Origin of the sequence: Peristeroidobacter soli, assembly GCF_004138485.1 — a bacterium.
GTDB lineage: Bacteria > Pseudomonadota > Gammaproteobacteria > Steroidobacterales > Steroidobacteraceae > Steroidobacter > Steroidobacter soli.
The window spans coordinates 322361-338827 of record NZ_RYEV01000009.1 but is presented as its reverse complement, the minus strand read 5'-3'; the positions used below and the strand labels follow the sequence as shown (position 1 = coordinate 338827).

9 protein-coding genes are annotated in these 16467 nt (G+C 63.0%); 8 read left to right on the top strand and 1 reads right to left on the bottom strand.

Features of this window, described 5'->3' with window-relative positions; translation table 11 throughout:
• The first annotated feature begins 50 nt into the window (after nucleotides 1-50).
• The 3 genes from EKO19_RS34435 to EKO19_RS34425 all read left to right on the top strand — a co-directional run bounded on the left by EKO19_RS34435 (nucleotide 51) and on the right by EKO19_RS34425 (nucleotide 6642).
• On the top strand, nucleotides 51-2930 hold the full coding sequence (locus tag EKO19_RS34435; RefSeq protein ID WP_129781958.1) for a TonB-dependent receptor: 2880 nt from the start codon (nucleotides 51-53) through the stop codon (nucleotides 2928-2930).
• Nucleotides 2927-5611: an alpha/beta hydrolase family protein gene (locus tag EKO19_RS34430; RefSeq protein ID WP_129781957.1), complete on the top strand. Its 2685-nt coding sequence runs from the start codon at nucleotides 2927-2929 to the stop codon at nucleotides 5609-5611. The genes EKO19_RS34435 and EKO19_RS34430 overlap by 4 nt, the downstream gene beginning before the upstream one ends.
• A 95-nt stretch (nucleotides 5612-5706) precedes the next feature.
• Entirely contained in the window at nucleotides 5707-6642 is a 936-nt protein-coding gene (locus EKO19_RS34425) for a sulfotransferase family protein (RefSeq protein ID WP_129781956.1), read from the top strand.
• Nucleotides 6643-6644: 2 nt separating this feature from the next.
• On the opposite strand, the gene EKO19_RS34420 is transcribed toward EKO19_RS34425, so the two are convergent.
• Nucleotides 6645-8981, bottom strand: coding sequence for an arylsulfatase (locus tag EKO19_RS34420; protein WP_129781955.1), 2337 nt, complete (start codon nucleotides 8979-8981; stop codon nucleotides 6645-6647).
• Nucleotides 8982-9217: 236 nt separating this feature from the next.
• Between EKO19_RS34420 and EKO19_RS34415 the strand changes: the two genes are divergently transcribed.
• The 5 genes from EKO19_RS34415 to EKO19_RS34395 all read left to right on the top strand — a co-directional run bounded on the left by EKO19_RS34415 (nucleotide 9218) and on the right by EKO19_RS34395 (nucleotide 16401).
• Nucleotides 9218-9793 carry a sigma-70 family RNA polymerase sigma factor gene (locus EKO19_RS34415; RefSeq protein WP_129781954.1) on the top strand — a complete coding sequence of 192 codons (576 nt, stop codon included), beginning with the start codon at nucleotides 9218-9220 and terminating at the stop codon, nucleotides 9791-9793.
• A complete protein-coding gene (locus tag EKO19_RS34410) occupies nucleotides 9790-10746 on the top strand; it encodes a FecR family protein (RefSeq protein WP_129781953.1) in 957 nt (318 codons plus the stop codon). Before EKO19_RS34415 ends, EKO19_RS34410 begins: the two co-directional genes overlap by 4 nt.
• A gap of 76 nt (nucleotides 10747-10822) precedes the next feature.
• Entirely contained in the window at nucleotides 10823-13666 is a 2844-nt protein-coding gene (locus tag EKO19_RS34405; protein WP_175597298.1) for a TonB-dependent receptor, read from the top strand.
• A gap of 13 nt (nucleotides 13667-13679) precedes the next feature.
• On the top strand, nucleotides 13680-16025 hold the full coding sequence (locus tag EKO19_RS34400; RefSeq protein WP_175597297.1) for a S9 family peptidase: 2346 nt from the start codon (nucleotides 13680-13682) through the stop codon (nucleotides 16023-16025).
• Nucleotides 16026-16221: 196 nt separating this feature from the next.
• Nucleotides 16222-16401, top strand: coding sequence for a hypothetical protein (locus tag EKO19_RS34395; RefSeq protein ID WP_129781950.1), 180 nt, complete (start codon nucleotides 16222-16224; stop codon nucleotides 16399-16401).
• The last annotated feature ends 66 nt before the right edge of the window (nucleotides 16402-16467 follow it).

Genomic DNA, 16467 nt, shown 5'->3' with positions numbered 1-16467 from the left:
AGTGGGTAAGGGCGTAACAATAGCGCCTGCACGGGGAGTCGACGACAGTCATGCACAGTTTCAAACAGGCGGCAGCGCCATCGTTTCGCCCGACGGCGAAGCTCAGTGTAACGACAGCGATCACCTGGACGCTGGCCCAGGCCATGGCGCTTGCCGCCACGCCGGCAGTGGCTTCGCCCGCCGCGCAGAGCTCAGTCCAGGCGGCGGCGGACAACCCGGCACCCACCATCGCCTTCGACATTCAGACGATGCCGATGAGCGAGGCGCTGACCCGACTGGGCGAGCAGTCGGGCCTCACGATCATCGTCGAGACCAAGGTCGGTCGAGGGATCATGGCGGCGGCCTTGTCCGGCCGCTACACCGCGCAGGAGGCATTGAGGCGGCTGCTCGAACCCGCCGGCCTGGAGGCGGAATATCTCGACAGCAGAACGGTCGCGATACGCGTCGCGGTTCGCGGCTCGGAGAGTTCCCAGGATCACTCGACGAGCCGGGCCGAGCGCGACGCGTCTCTCACTCGGATCGCGCAGGCCAGTGCGGGCTCGGACGACCCGCGTGCCTCCGAGCCGGACGGCACTTCGCGCAGTGGCCTGACCGAAGGCAACCGCAGCGAGCCCGGCGACCCCCTCAAGGAAGCGAGCCTCGAGGAAGTGCTCATCACCGGCACTCACATTCGCGGCGTGCAGGAGGCCTCCACACCGACGCTGCAGTTCAGTCGCGAAGAGATTGCCAAGACCGGCTATTCGTCGGTGGAGCAGTTGTTCGCCAGCCTGCCGCAGAACTTCAACGGCATCAGTCCGTCCGGTCAGCACGCCAGAGAGGGCGGATCGCGCCTGGCGGTTCAGAACATCGATCGTGCCACCGGCATCGATCTGCGCGGGCTCGGCGCCGACTCCACGCTCACACTGGTCAATGGACAGCGGCGGGCGGGCAGCTCCTTCGGGCGCATCGTCGACGTGTCGGCGATTCCGTTGTCGGCGATCGAACGCGTCGAGATCGTTACCGGCGGGCGTTCGGCGGTGTACGGCGCCGACGCGGTCGCCGGCGTGGTCAACCTGGTCACGCGGCGGCAGTTCGACGGCGTGGAAAGTCAGATCGAATACGGCGGCACCCGCGATGGGGCGGAGCATCTGCAGTTCAGCACCATCACCGGCATGGAACTGGCGCGCGGCGGATTTGCCGCCTCCTATGATTACTCGTCGGACTGGCCCTTCGACGCGGTCGATGCCGGCCTGATGACCGCACCCGACGGTTATGGCGGCACGCCGCTGCGCATGGTGCTCCAGCCGCGCAGCAAGCGTCACTCCGCGTTGCTGTCCGGAAGTTTCGAGGCGACCGACAACCTCGAGCTGCACGGCGACGCTCTGTACTCGCATAAGAATATGCAGGCGGTACAAGAGACGCTCGTCGGCGGCGCGCCGACCTCGAGCGTGTTCGCGGACGACAACACCAACGAGCAGTACAGCGTTTCGCTCGGCGCGCGGCTGGGACTCGGCGAGTGGGAACTGAAGGTGGATGGCAGCCGCAGCGAGGCGCACTCCGACTCGCGGCAAGCTGTCCATTACGACGCGGGCTATTTCTCCACCGACTATCTGAGCGATCGCGACAGCCTGGCGCGTGTGACGGTAGGTTCGGTGATAGCGGACGGGCCGCTGTTTACTCTTGCAGGAGTGACGCCGCGGGCCGCCATTGGTGTCGAGGCGCGCCGTGAGTCCTATGCTCTGCACGACAGGTCCGCGGGTATCGCATACGCCGATGCCGAGCGCACCGTGCGCTCGGCGTTCGCTGAGTTGCTGGTGCCGCTGGTGGAGCAGGGCACGCGACGCGGGTTGCGAAAACTCGAACTGACGCTGGCCGGCCGCTACGACGACTACGACGATTTCGGCGACACCGTCAATCCACAGGCCGGCATCGTTCTGCAACCCGTCGAGACGGTGACGCTGCGAGGCGCCTACTCGCGAGCGTTCCGTGCGCCGGCGCTCATCGAGCTGATACCGGACAGCGTGGTGCTGATTCGAAATCGCATGGATCCGACCACGGGTGGACTCACGCCCGTTTTGAACTGGACCGGTAACGACACCGACCTCGGCCCGGAGAAGGCGAGCACGTGGAGCGTCGGCGTCGACCTGGAGCCGAGTTTCGTGCCCGGCACCCGAATCTCGCTCAGCTATTTCGAGATCTCCTACAAGGAACGTATCGATCAGCCGGCCATCAGCGAAACCGATCAGGACCTGGTGCTGGTGAACCAGGATCGCTTCGCCGGCCTGGTCCATCGCAGCCCGGACGCGGCGCTCATCGCACAGATCGATGCCCGGACCCGCGACGATCTGTACTACAACTACACCGGCACCAGCTTCGACCGTCACGCGCAGAACATCTTCTCCGTGTTCCCGAACCTGGTGGTGTTCGACAACCGCACCAGCAATATCGCGGTCGAGAAGCTCAACGGTATCGATCTGCAGATCGCCACCCGCTTGCACACCGCCGTGGGCGGCCTGAACTTCGGATTGAACGGCACCTACACGCTCCAGCATGACCGCAGCGTGACCGTGACGAGTCCGGCGTTCGAGTTGCTGAACGAAGTGGGTAAGCCGGTGGCGTTTCGATTGAGGGGCAGCATGGGTTGGGAGCGTGGTGCATATTCGGCCACCGCGTTCGTCAACTACACGGACAGCTACTCGAATCCCTTCACCACTCCGGCGAGCGGCATCTCGTCCTGGACGACGGTCGATGCGACGCTGCGCGTCGATGGCGCGCAGCTCGCCTCGGCCGAGTGGCTTCGGAATCTGAATCTCACTTTCGTCGTCAACAATCTGTTCGATCGCGATCCGCCAGCGTTCCGCGGCGGCATGAGCGGCCTGCGCTTCGACGTGACCAATGCCCAGCCGCTCGGCCGTTACACCGCCGTGCGCATCGTGAAGGCGTGGCGATGAACGCGCGTCCCCCGATGCTTCGGCTCGTGCTCCTCACCGCCGCGTTGTTCTCGTTCGCGGCCGGCGCCCGTCCCTACACAGTCACGGACCAGTTGCAGCTGGAGACGATCGGTTACAACACCGCCGTCGATCCGGGCGGACGCTGGATCGTCTGGGAGCAGACCCCTCGTTACGATCAATTGCCGGATTATGGGATCGGGCGCTTCTGTGCTTGCGAAGGCACCGGCGCGCGACTGATGGCGGTGGATCTGAGCGCGACCCGGCCCAGCGCGGCGCCGTTGTTTGCCGCCGATCCGCTCAAGTCCTATTGGCTGGAAGGCTTTTCGCCGAACGGGCGCTATTTGCTGTTCTACACCGCGACGGCCGGACGGATCGAGCTCGGCGCGTATGACTTGGAGCTGCGCAAGGTGACGACGTTCAACGTTGCCCCCGCCGTGCCGCTCATGGGGCGGCACCGATCCGCCTGGATCGCCAACGACGAGTTCGTATTCTCCGCGCTGCCTGAAGGGGATCAGCCTGCCACCATCAGTCTGCGTCGTCACACCGGCGAACGGCTGGCGCAGGAATGGCAGAAGGCGTGGCGGGGTGTCGAGCCGACGGGCAGCGAGGTCAGCAGCCATGTGCAGGATCAGGACGATGCATTTCTGCCGGGACGCCTGTTGCGCGCCAACGCGAGCACCGGCGAGTTGCGTCAAATGGCGGACGGTCTCTACGAGAATCTCGAGCCCTCTCACGACGGCCGCTTTCTCGCCGGGCTGCGTCAGCTCCGGCGCGTGCAACCCCAGCCCGGAGTCGCGGATGTGGATTGGGTGCTCACGCGCTCCCAGCTCTATTTGTTCGACCTGAAGCAGGGCGGCGCCGGCCAGCGCCTGGTGCCGGACAAGGATGTGTTTCCAGTCACTCTGGCGTGGGCGGAAGATTCGGATCGGCTGGCGTTCTTCGCATGGGAGAAGGGGGCCGGCGCGCGCCAGGGAATGTTCCATGCGCTGGAAGCAAACACCGGCGCCATCGTCCCGTATGCGCATACCGGGCTGGATCTGGTCCCCGAGCGCGAGCGAGGCTTCGCTGAAAAGCCGGAGCGCGCGCTGTGGATCGACGGCAAGCTGGCCGTGTTCGCGCGCGAGCAGGCGGATCGCCGGGCCGCGCCTCGATTTACGTACTCGACCGAAGACAGTTTCAAGACGGTCCGCGCGACGCCGCCGCATTGGTTCCTGCTCGATGCGAAGGGCGAGGCGCTGAAGCTCACAGGCAAGCTCGGCTCGATCTCACCGATTCCGGTGAATGCCGACGCGCATTCATTGACGGTGCTGGCCGACGGTGCGGTGTGGCGGGTCTCCCCAGGACGGGCTCCGCGCAAGCTCACTGCACGCGCGCCAGGAAAATGGAACCATCCGAATCCAGTGCGCTGGAGCACGGCGCACGATCCGTTCCCTTCGTCCGCCTCGTTCATCGAAGAGACTGCCGACACGCTGCGAGTGGCGCTGTTGGATCAGACGAACGATGTCGTATCGGTCGTGACCTCGCCCGGTGCCGATGCCATCCTGATGGCCGGATCGGCGCAGCGTCACACCGCATTGTTCCGTCAACGCAAGGGTGCCGTCACGCAGCTGCTGTTGCGAGACGCGTCGGGCCGGCAGCAGCAGTTGGCGAAGATCAACGAGCATCTTGCGTCCGTCACACCGGGCGAGTGGCTGCAGTTCAAGTACACGGTCCAGTCGCATCTCGGTCCATGGGAGCTGGAGAGTTGCGCGCTGCTGCCGCCGGATTATCAGCCGGGTCGTCGTTATCCACTCATTGTCGACGTCTATCCCGGCATCCGCCCGCGCTGTGGGCTGGCGTCGAGTCGCGCCATCGACGATATCGGTGAGCACATGAGGCCGTGGGAGCCGAACATCCTCGCGGCGCGGGGCTACATCGTGGTTCAGCCCACGACGCCGAGTGAGTTGATTCGCACCGTCGCCGGCCCGATCGCCGGAATGACCGACGTGGTGTTGCCCGCCGTGGATGCGTTGATTGCGCAAGGCTATGCGGATGCGGACCGGGTGGGACTGTTCGGGTTCAGTCAGGGCGGCTTCTCATCGCTGTGGGTCGCGACCCAGACGCCGAGGTTCAAGGCCGTGGTCTCGGGCAACGGCTGGTCCGATATGTACTCGGATTATTTCCAGAGCACGATCTATCACCACTTCTACACCGACCTGATTCCCTACATCGGCGATTCGGTCCGCTATGAAGTCGACGGCGGCGATTTCGGACTGGGCGTGAGCCCGTACGCGAATCCGGACCGATATCTCAGCAACAGTCCGTTATTCCATGCCAAGCAGATCACGACGCCGCTGCTGATGATTCATTCGGACATGGATGCCATCAACTTCATGCAATACGAAATGATGTTCACGGCGTTATATCTGCAGCGTAAAGAGGTGAAGTTCCTGCGCTACAGGGGCGAAGGGCACGGCATCTCCAGCCCGGCGAACGTTCGGCAATCCACGGCGAGCGTCCTGGCCTGGTACGACCAGTGGCTCGATGTGACCAGAGCCGAGGATGGCAATATCGTGTGGGCGGCAGAGCGGGGAGCTTCGCGCCAGGGGGCGTCGCCGCGCACGGTGGAATGGTTCATCGAGAACGACCGGCGCATCGCGCTTCCAATAACCCCATCACTGACACCGCCACCGCACCGGTGAGGCTCGCGTCCTCAGGCAATGTCGGCTTGAACCGCATTTCAAAACGGCGATGCTGAACTTGTGACCAGACTGTCACTCGTGCCCGCGAGACGCACATGCCCGAGAAGGCCATCGTATTCATCATCGGTGCCGGACGCTCCGGCACCTCCGCCCTGACCCGGGTTCTGTCACTGTGCGGCTGTACGCTCCCCGAGGCGGTGCGGGGTTCCCACAGCGACAATCCAAAGGGGTACTGGGAACCTGTTGAAGGCGCCATGCTGAACAGATCTTTCGAGATCCAGCACGGCACGTTCGCCAGCGACCCCACCGTGCGTTTTCAAGAATGCGCCCTGGAGGAACAGGTCAAGGAAGATTTCGTGCGGCAACTGCAGTCTTTCTTGAGCCGCTGTCCTCGTGCGGATGCGCTGGTGGTGAAGAATCCGAGTATTACGACACTGATGCAGTTCTGGCTGGAAGCCGCGCGCCGGGAGGGATTCTCCACCAAGGTGGCCATCTGTATTCGTCACCCCGGAGAGTGGCATGCATCGATGGCCAGCATGGGGAAGAGAGGCGGCGTGACGATGTCGGTCGAGTGGGCGAACGCGGCCTGGCTGAAGCTGAACCTGTTGGCCGAGCGCTATTCTCGCGGCCTGCCTCGTGTCTTCATCGAGTATCGGAATCTGGTGGCGGACTGGCGTGCGCAGATTCCCCGACTTCAGAATGCGCTGGCGATCGAGCTGACGCCGGATGAAACCGCCATCGACGAGTTTCTGACGCCTGGCCTGTATCGGCAGAGATGCGCCGGGGCGATCAAGGAAACCTTTGGATACTCCTGGACCCGGCGGGTGTACGAAGCGCTGCGCCTGGCGGCTCGGGATCGACCTCTCGACGTTGACGCGCTCGATGAAATTTACCAGGCCTACCACGCGTTCGAGCGCAGCTTCAGGATGGCGAACGAAGAGTTCGAAGCATTCAAGGCGGTTGCGAGCGCTCGCAACCCCAACACCCTGGCGGAAAACGCCACGGTCTGGATTGCCGGACGGGACTTCTGAGATCAAGGCGCGGCGTTTTTTTGAAACGAGATCGCCGGCGCTTCGAGCAGCGTGAGTCTGAGCTGGTGCAGGGTGCCGCTGAATGCGAAGGGCGGCGAGAAAGCGCTGCTGACCGACGAGCTGCCTGCGCTGCCGATATAGAGCGCGGCGTCCGAGCCCTTCTCCATCTGGAGCGCCGCTTCGCTGGTGAGTTCGCCGTCGACGTACAACCGCCCGATGCCGAAACCGGGGGCCTTGGCTCGATCCTGAATGAACTCGAACGCCACTGTCAGCTCGCCGCGAGGTAACGGATCGCGCGACTCGAGCACGCTTGGACGACCGCCCGCTCGACTCTCGAAGATCGCGTGACCTTCCTTCACATACCAGCTCATCCCGCCGGTGCGATCGCCAATGGACGCAATCACTCCTTGCGCCCCGTCGGGCGGAATCGTCAGGTCCGCCTCCATTCGATAGTCGCGTCGTGCGAGATCGGGCACGGCCGCCACTGGAATGCGCCCGGTCCCCGGGTAGTAGACAAAATGTTCTTTTGCCGCGAGCGCCGTCGGCTTGCCATTGCCGGACAACGATGCGCCCAACGGATAGACAAAATTCTTGCGTGCTTCCTGATCGAACAAACGTTTCAATTCGGTCAGCTTGTCCGGATATTTCCCGGAGAGATCCGTGGCCTCGGTAAAGTCCGTCGAGAGATCGTACAGCTCCCATCGATCCCTGACGTGGTCGCTGTCGGGGTCGTGAGTGGCGGTCCACCATTTATCGGGCAATTCATGGCGCGCCGTCGCGATCCAACCGTCGTGATAGAGCGCGCGACTGCCCAGGATCTCGAAATATTGGGTGCGATGGGACGAGAGGACGGCGGCACTGTCGAACGTAGCGGAGAAGCTGACGCCATCGAGCGGCTGTTGAGCGACACCGTTCACCACGCTCGGCGGCGTGATGCCGCTCACTTCGTAAAGCGTCGCGGCCACGTCATTGACGTGAGTGAACTGGCTTCGCAATCCATCTTTGTCTTTGATGTGCGCCGGCCATGACACCACGAGCGGCGTACGCACGCTGCCTAGATGTGAAGCAACGCTCTTCCAGTAACGGAATGGCGTGTTGCCTGCCCAGGCCCAGCCGCGCGAATAGTAGTTGAACGTAACTGCCGGACCGCCCAGTTCATCCGCGCGACGCAGTTGCTCTTGCACCGTTCGCGCTCCGGAGGTGTAGCCATCCACGGGGCCAATGCCGGCTGCGCCGTTATCTCCGACGATGTAGAGAATCAGGGTGTTGTCGGAATCTGCCGTCGATCGCACGACTTGCAGCAGCCTGCCCACTTCGTGGTCGGTGTGAGCGATGAAGCCGGCGTAGACTTCCATCTGCCGGGCATAGAGCTGCCGCTGACTGGCCGTCAGCGACTCCCAAGCAGGAACCTCCGCCGGCCGCGGCGTAAGCATCGCGTTGGCGGGGACGACGCCGAGCTTTTTCTGACGCGCAAATATGTCGCGGTTCAGCGCGTCCCACCCCTGATCGAATTTTCCGCGGTACCGCTGAATCCATTCAGCCGGCGCATGATGCGGACTGTGCACGGCACCTGGCGCGAAGTAGAGAAAATACGGTTTGTCCGACGCCACCGATTCGTGAGTCTGCACCCAGCGAATCGCCTCATCGGTAATGTCGGTGGTCAGGTGATATCCGGCGGAAGCTGACCGCGGGGGATCCACAGCCGCGGTATTGCGATATAACTTGGTCGGCTCCCACTGATTCTCCGCCCCGGCCGGCCCCATGAAGCCGTAGAAATAGTCGAATCCCAGGCCCGTCGGCCAACGCTCGAACGGACCGGTGGGCAGGATCTCCCAATCGGGCGTGTTGTGCCACTTGCCGAACGCGGCCGTGCTGTAGCCATGCTCACGTAAAACCTCGGCGATCGAGGCCGTGCTCTGTTTCCAAACTGAATCGTAGCCGGGAAAGCCGCTGGGCCAATCCGCGATCATGCCGAATCCGACCCGATGGTGGTTGCGGCCGGTCAGCAATGCAGCCCGCGTCGGCGAGCACATCCCGGTGGTGTGGAAGTTGTTGTACCTCAACCCCTGCGCCGCCAACTGGTCCAGTTCAGGCGTTTGCGCCACGCCTCCAAACGTACTGGTGTCGCCGAAGCCGATGTCGTCGAGCAGTACGACCAAGATGTTTGGCGCGCGGCTCGGCGCCTGACGCGGCGCTGGCCAGGCGGGAATCGAATCCCGGCTACGAACCTCGATCTTGCCTTTGAATGGAAGGTCGGTGGACGGCGTCGGTGGAGCCGCGCCTACGGCGCCGCTCACCAGGCCCAGGCAAATCGCAACGAATCCGTGGAGGGGCATCATGTCATTGCTGACCGGATCACCCCGCCCGTTACTCCCCTCGGGCGTCGAACCGATCCGGTCGCGACAGCGGCTCGATCAACAAGTGGTTGATCCAGCTAGGCCCCGACCTTGGGTCTCGTATCCGGTGTGTCATTGCATCGGCCTAGACGGATGCGTTCGAGCATTCCTCTACTGCGCGGAAAATCCTGCTGCGCCCCGTAGTGGCCAGCGTGCTTGCGACGTAGACTCCGCGCACAGTGGCCTACTCCGATGACAGCTACGTCCTCGACATCCTGCGCTTGGAGGGGCTGCTGCGTGCGTACTTGCATAGATTCGCGCCCAAATCGGCGGATCTTGAAGACCTGCTGCAGGAGACCTACGCAAGGCTGTTGAGTCTGCCGTCCGAACGCCGTCTGAGAGTCGATGCGATACAGCGCTTCGCGCTGACCACGGCGCGCAATGTGGCCATCGATTGGATGCGTCGCCGTCGGGTGGTGCCGATAGATGCGGTCGAGGATCTCGATTCGCTGTACGCCGAACATTGCGAATCGCGCGTCGACGAAATCGTGAATGCGCATCAAGAGTTGCTGCGCCTAGCGGCGGTGGTGGCCGAGTTGCCGGCGCGCTGTGCCGAAGTGTTCACGCTACGTAAGGTCTATGGCTGGTCGCAGAAGGAAATTGCAAATCACTTTGGTATCTCGATATCGACGGTTGAAGCGCATCTCGTCAAAGCGGTCAAGCGTTGTGCGGCGGGCATGGCGGCGGATACACCGGGCGCGACTCGCGCGCCGGAGTCCTGGCTGCAGCGCTGGCGCCGGAGAGCAAGACAATGAAGTCAGGTACTGACGTCGACGATCAGGCCGCCCGTTGGCTGGTGTGCCGCGATCGCATGGAAGAGTGTGCTACGACCCGCCGGGATTTCGAAGCGTGGCTGGCCGCCGATGCGCGCCACCGGACCGCCTATCTGGCGCTCGAACGAGCCTGGCGCAGCGCCGACGGTTTGAAGTCGTGGCGGCCCGGCGATGCCAGCGTCGACCCCGGCGTGCTTCGCTCTCGTACTTCAGGTGTGCGTGGATCCACGATCCGCTTCGCCGCCGCGGCGATGCTGCTGGTGACCATTGGTTTGATCACATGGCACCTATTGGCAACTGACACTTACACAACCGATGTTGGCGACTTTCGCCGCGTGCTGCTTGCCGACGGTTCGGTCCTCCAGCTCAACACGGATAGCAAGGTCAGCGTGCGCTTTACCGACGCTCGTCGCGAGGTGCGCCTGCTGCATGGAGAGGCGCATTTCACTGTCGCGCACGATAAGCAGCGACCGTTCGATGTCATCGCATCGGGAACTGTAGTTCGTGCCGTGGGCACGGCCTTTACAGTTCGCATACGCCAACCGGACGATGTCGAAGTGCTCGTCACCGAAGGGACCGTGTCGCTCGGTTCGCAGCGCCCTGAGCCGATCGCAGCGATGCATCTGGCGCACGCCAAGCGAGCGGGCGTGAAAGTCGAGCGCGTGGCGCAGCCGGAAGTCTCGCGACTGTTGGCCTGGCAAGTGGGCGATCTGGTATTCGACGATCTGCGGCTCGGCGACGCCGTGGCGGAGTTCAATCGTTACAACAATCGTCAGCTCCAGATCGCCGATCCCGAACTGGCATCGTTACGGATCGGTGGAAATTTTCGTGCGACCGATCCGGACGGCTTCGTGCGTGCGTTGCGCGCTTCGTTTGCCATCGAGGCACAGCACTCGGATTCGCTGATCGTACTGAGCAAACGTCGCGAGCAGTAGAGGCGATTGCGCGATCGTTCGTCCTATTGAGTGCAGCGCATGAGCTGCTCACAAAAAGAATGGGGAACGTATGGCGATGAATCGCTGGTGGCTCGGCTGCGCGAGCTTGATCCTGATGGCCGCGCCGTTGAGCGGTGCCCTCGCCGAGCCGCAAATGTTCGAGCTGTCCGAAGGCGCGGCGGCGAAGATGCTGCGCGAATTCGGTCGCGCCGCGAAGCTGCAAACATTGTTCGACTATGAGCTGGTCCGCAACGTGCGCACGCATGCCGTTACCGGCAAGCTCGAGCCCGATGAGGCGCTGACGCGCATGCTGGCGGGCACCGGCCTCACGTTTCAGCGCGTCGACGAGCGCACGATCGCCATCCGCTCCGAACGATCTCCGACCACCGATCTCGGCCCGACGATCGAAGAAATCGTGGTCGCCTCGCGCTTGCTGCAAACCGCAGCTGAATCGGCAGTACCGGTCGAAGTGTACGATCGCCCGCGCATCGAGCGCTCCGGGGCGGGGTCCGTCACTGAATTCCTCAATACGCTGCCGTCGGTCTCGGTGCAGACGACGATGACCGGCCAATACCAACACGCCAACGGTTCCTCGACCGTGCAGCTGCGCGGTTTGCCGGCCGGCACGACTCTCGTATTGATCAATGGCCGGCGGGTGCATTCGTCGGGCTCGGCCGGCAGCGGTTCCTTCTTCGACCTCGGTGCGATCCCGATGAGCGCGATCGAGCGCATCGAAGTGCTGCCGTCAGGTTCATCCGCGGTCTATGGCGGCGACGCGCTCGGCGGCATCGTCAACGTGGTGCTTCGGCAGGGTATCGAAGACGTGGAGTTCAACACTCGCTTCGCCCAGACCAGCGACGGTGCCTACGATGAGCAACATTACAGCGTGGCGGCGGGTGCCAAGGGCGAACGCTGGTCCGGTTCGGTCATCGCAACTTACATGCGCAACAGCGAACTGCGCGGGAGCGAGCGCGCAGTCACGTCGACGCAGGACTTCACTCCGTACGGTGGCCAGGACTTTCGCCTGCCTTACGGCAATCCCGCGACTGTTTGCACGCAGGATGGCAGCAACCTCAGTGGACTCGCCAGCAATTGTGCGGCAGTACCGGCCGGCAGCTCCGGTGTGGGCCTGACACCCGCGGACTTCGCGGCAACCGCCGGGCAGATCAATCAAGTCTCGTTCAGTCCGTACTATTCCATGCTGGCGCCAGCCGAGCGTTATGGTGCGTTCGCCTCCGGTACGTTTGAGCTCAGCGAAAACACGGAATTGTTCGCGGAGTTTCTTTATAGCAAAGAGCGCAAGCAACTCTACGTCTACCCGCCGGTCGCGGTGATACGCGTGCCGGCCGACAGTCCCAACAATCCTTTCGGCCAGGCAGTCTCGCTGAATTATCTGTTCGAGCAAATCGGCCGCATTTGCGGCCAATGCCAGGACACGGATTATTTCCGCCCGTTGCTGGGCGCACGCGGCAGTCTGTTCAGCAACTGGAGCTGGGAAGCAGCCGCGTGGACGTCGCGGGATACTTCCAATATTCCTACTGGATTTGTGGCCGTGGACTCGGTGGCACTCAACGCCGCAGTGGCGGACGGCAGCTTCACGCCTTTTGCAGATGGCGCGGGCGGCAACGTCGATCTGCAGCGCCGCTTCTTCAGTCAGGCGCCGCGCAAGTTCGAGGGCTCGGTGGATTCAGCCAACGCGTTCGTGCGCGGGCCGCTCGGTCAGTGGGCCGGCGGCACGATCGAAGCGGTGCTCGGCGCGGAATTCCAGCGTAGTGTCTTCTCATCCGAGCAGCCGCAGGGAGAGGTCGGCGACAACTTCAGCTTCGATCGCAATCAGAAGGCCGCGTTTGCGGAGCTGCGCGCGCCGCTGTATGGCGGCGGTCAACGCGCAGGCGCCGACGTGCTGGCGTTGCAAGTGGCATTGCGCTACGACGACTACGCCGACTTCGGCGGTCGTACCAGCGTCGGCACCGGCTTGGAATTTCGCCCCATCGATCATCTCCTGCTGCGTGCGTCATATAGCACCGCATTCAAGCCGCCCACGCTGTACAACCTTTACGCGCCCACCACGACGTTTGAATCGCCGATCAGAGATCCATTGCGCGGCAATGAAACAGTCATGGTCACGCAGGCGTACGGCGGCAATGAGAAGCTGCGTCCGGAAACGGGCTGGTCGCGCAACCTGGGGCTGGTCTATTCGCCGACGCCGCAGCTCGACATCATGCTGACGCAGTGGCATATGCGGCTGGACAACGGCTTCGTGAGTGCGGGCGCGAATGCCATCCTCGCCGAGCCCGATCTCTATCCGGGCCGTGCCATTCGTGCGCCCGTCGAGCCCGGCGATCCATACGGCGTCGGCCGTCTGATCTATCTCGATCAGTCGATCGGGAATTTCGGCTTCATGGATGAGTCGGGCGTCGACTTGCAGGTCGACTGGAGCAAAGCCACAGCGCTCGGCAAATGGCGGCCGTCGCTCGCGCTCGCCTACGTCTATCACTATGACTATGAGTTCACGCCAGGAGCCGGCACGCAGGACGCCGTTTCGAAAGCGAACGACCAAGGCTCGTTCGCACCGCGTTGGAAGGGTACAGCGGGTTTGAGCTGGGAGGGCAGGAATGCGCAGGTCGGCGTCGTCGGTCGCTACACCGGTCCGTATCGAGACGTGGCCAGCGTGCGGCCCGATCCAAAACAGCTCGGCGATTTCTGGTATCTCGATTTGAGCGCCCGTTTCGAGCTGGGCCAGAGGTTCGCCCCGGACTCCGCCTTGTGGTCGCGGCTGATGATCTCGGGAGGTGCCCGCAATGTTTTGAACAAGCTGCCGGAGTACTCCGACAGCGGGCTCGGCTTCAATGGCTACGATCCGTTCATGTACGAGCTCACCGGGCGCTATCTGTGGGTCCAGGCCGGGCTGCGGTTGTAAGAGGCAAGCATCCATGTTTGTTATTTCCTTGCGCAATCGCGCGCTGCAGGTTTGCGCCAGCATGCTCGTCGCCATCGTCGCCGTGGCACAAACACATGCGGTCGCGTTGCCGGTGCAGGCAGTCGTGAGCGAGCTCGATGTCGACTATTTCAATGGCATCCAGGCATCGCCGGACGGACGCTGGCTGGCGTTCGATACATCCGATACTCGGGAATCGCTGGAGTATGAGTATCCCTCGCAAACTTTCACCGCGAGCGGTTATCCGATGTGGGCGGGGCTCGCGGTGTTCCGCGCGCAGCTCATGGAAGTGGCGACGGGCAAGGTCGTGAAGTTGTCGTCGGAGCACGGTGCCAGTTGGAGTGGCAGTTGGTCGCCCGACGGTCGACACTTTGCGTTCTACTCCGATCGCGACGGCAAAGCGGCGGTGTGGTTGTGGGAACGAAGCACGGGGCAAGTGCGAAAGCTCTCCGATGCCACCGTACGAATGTTCCGTAACAGTGATCGTCCGGAATGGACGCCGGACGGCACGCGTATCGTGTTCAAGACCCTGCCTGAGGGCATGACGCTCGACGATATCTCACAATTCAACGCCGACTATCGGCGGAAGTTCGAGAAACCCGGCGCGAATACCCTGCGGGTAAGCGTTCATTCCACGGAGCCGTCCGCCGCCGGCGCGAAGCCTGCGAACAGTTCCGCATTTCTCGATTATCGATATCTGTCCGATCTGGTCAGCGTAGACCTCGCCGACGGTCGCCTGCGGCGAATTGCAAAGCGCGTTTATCCGCTGCGGCATGCGATATCGCCCGACGGCGCGAGCGTGGCCATCCTGGGCGCGGTCGGCCTCGTTCCCAACACCCAGTTCGCTCGCTTCGCGCTGCGTGTTTACTCATTGCGCGATGGTGCCGAAACCGTGCTCGACGACGGCGTCGTTCCCGAAGATCCAGCGGAATTCAGCTGGTCGCCGGTGGGCGATCGAATCGCATATGTGTCGCGCGGCGGCGAAGGATTCCGGGATTGGAGCGCCTATGTCGTCGCCGTGAACGACGGTTCCAAGACCGCGATGACGCTACCTGCCGGTGAGAAGCTGCAAGGCGTGCGCTGGGGGCCGCCACTGTGGAGTCGGGATACAGCGCATGTCTATGTGCTGGATACACCGCAAGGGATGGAAGATGCGAAACAAACAAGTCGCATCTGGGAATTGCCCGCGGATGGCCGCCCGGGCAGAGCCTTGGCTACCGTCGGCGACCGGCGCATCGAAGACATCGTGATGCAATCGTCTCGTAACACCTATTGGTCGCCGAAGGGTGAAGACACGATGATCCTGCGGACGCACGCGCCGCAGTCGAAGCAGCAAGGGTTCTATCGTCTCGAGCCGCGCTCCGGAAGAACGACCCGCATCGCTGAGTACGACGCTCGTATCGGGCAGCGACTGCTCGCGAGCGCGTCGGGCGGCTCGCAGGTTGCCTACTTCAGGGAGGATGCGGCGCATCCTCACGAGCTTTATCTACTCGATGTAAACAGCGGCAAGTCGCGGCAGCTCTCCAAATTCCATCCGCAATTGGCGGCGGTCGAGATGGGCAAGACGCAGCTGATCGATTGGCGTTCCGCGAAGGGGGAGGGGCTGCAAGGCACGTTGCTGATGCCGCCTGGTGCGCACACCGCACAACGCTTGCCGCTAGTCGTCTGGGTATACGGTGGCAGCTACGGCTCGGATGCGCTCAATCGATTCGGCTTTGGCTGGGGGCCCGTGTTCAACATGCAGATGCTGGCGACGCGCGGCTACGCAGTCCTGTTCCCGGATGTTCCCATGAAGGGGGGCGCACCGATTGCGGACGTCCTCGACGCCGTGATGCCCGGGGTCAACAAAGTGATCGAGTTGGGCATCGCGGATCCTGAGCGACTCGCGGTCATGGGGCAGAGTTTTGGGGGCTACAACACGATGTCATTGATCACGCACACGACGCGTTTCAAGGCCGCCGTCATGACCGGCGCTGGCGCCTCCAATCTTTTCGAGAGCTATGCTCGTTTCGAAAGTGGCGAAGCGTACAACATCGGTTATTACGAGCGCGGCCAGGGTGGCATGCGCGCCACGCCGTGGGAACAGCCGTTGCGCTACCTCGAGAATTCGCCGTCATTTTTCCTCGACCGCGTGCAGACTCCGCTATTGATCGGGCGGGGCACCGACGACGGGATCGCTGCCGACAGTGGCGCCGTCTTTGCCATGCTTCGGCGCTTGGGTAAAACCGCCGAACTGCGTGACTATGAAGGCGAGGGTCATGTTCTGCAGAGGCCGGACAATATCGCCGACTTCTGGGAACGTCGGCTGCAATGGCTGGATCGTTATTTGGGGGTTCGGTAACCATCTGCGACGGCTGCGTCGCGCTCTACAAGCGCAAGCTGGAACAACGCGGCGAGGATCATTCAACCCGAAAATTTCTTGATAAAATGAAGTCCTCGTCCGGGAAGGTTCGAGGTCACGAGCTTCGTGCATCCGAAGCTCGTGCCGCAAATGGCCGACGCAGAGGCGGTGCTGGCCGGCCTGCGGTGAACCGGGCGTGCCGGCGCAAGTGCGCGAGATGATCGCGCGGGTGAGCGCGTACGGTATCGATATGAACAACGCCACGAACAACGCGAGCTTGAAGGGGGCCATGAATCCGGAGGTGACGCTGGTGGCGATCACCTGGCCGCCTTCGGGCCGGCGCCTGGGCCTGGAGTCATTTGGAAGGACCCGCTAGAATTCGCGTCCGGGTGTCGACGACCTTCCTCTTCGACAGGCAATCGCGATGGTCGGGCCGCCACGC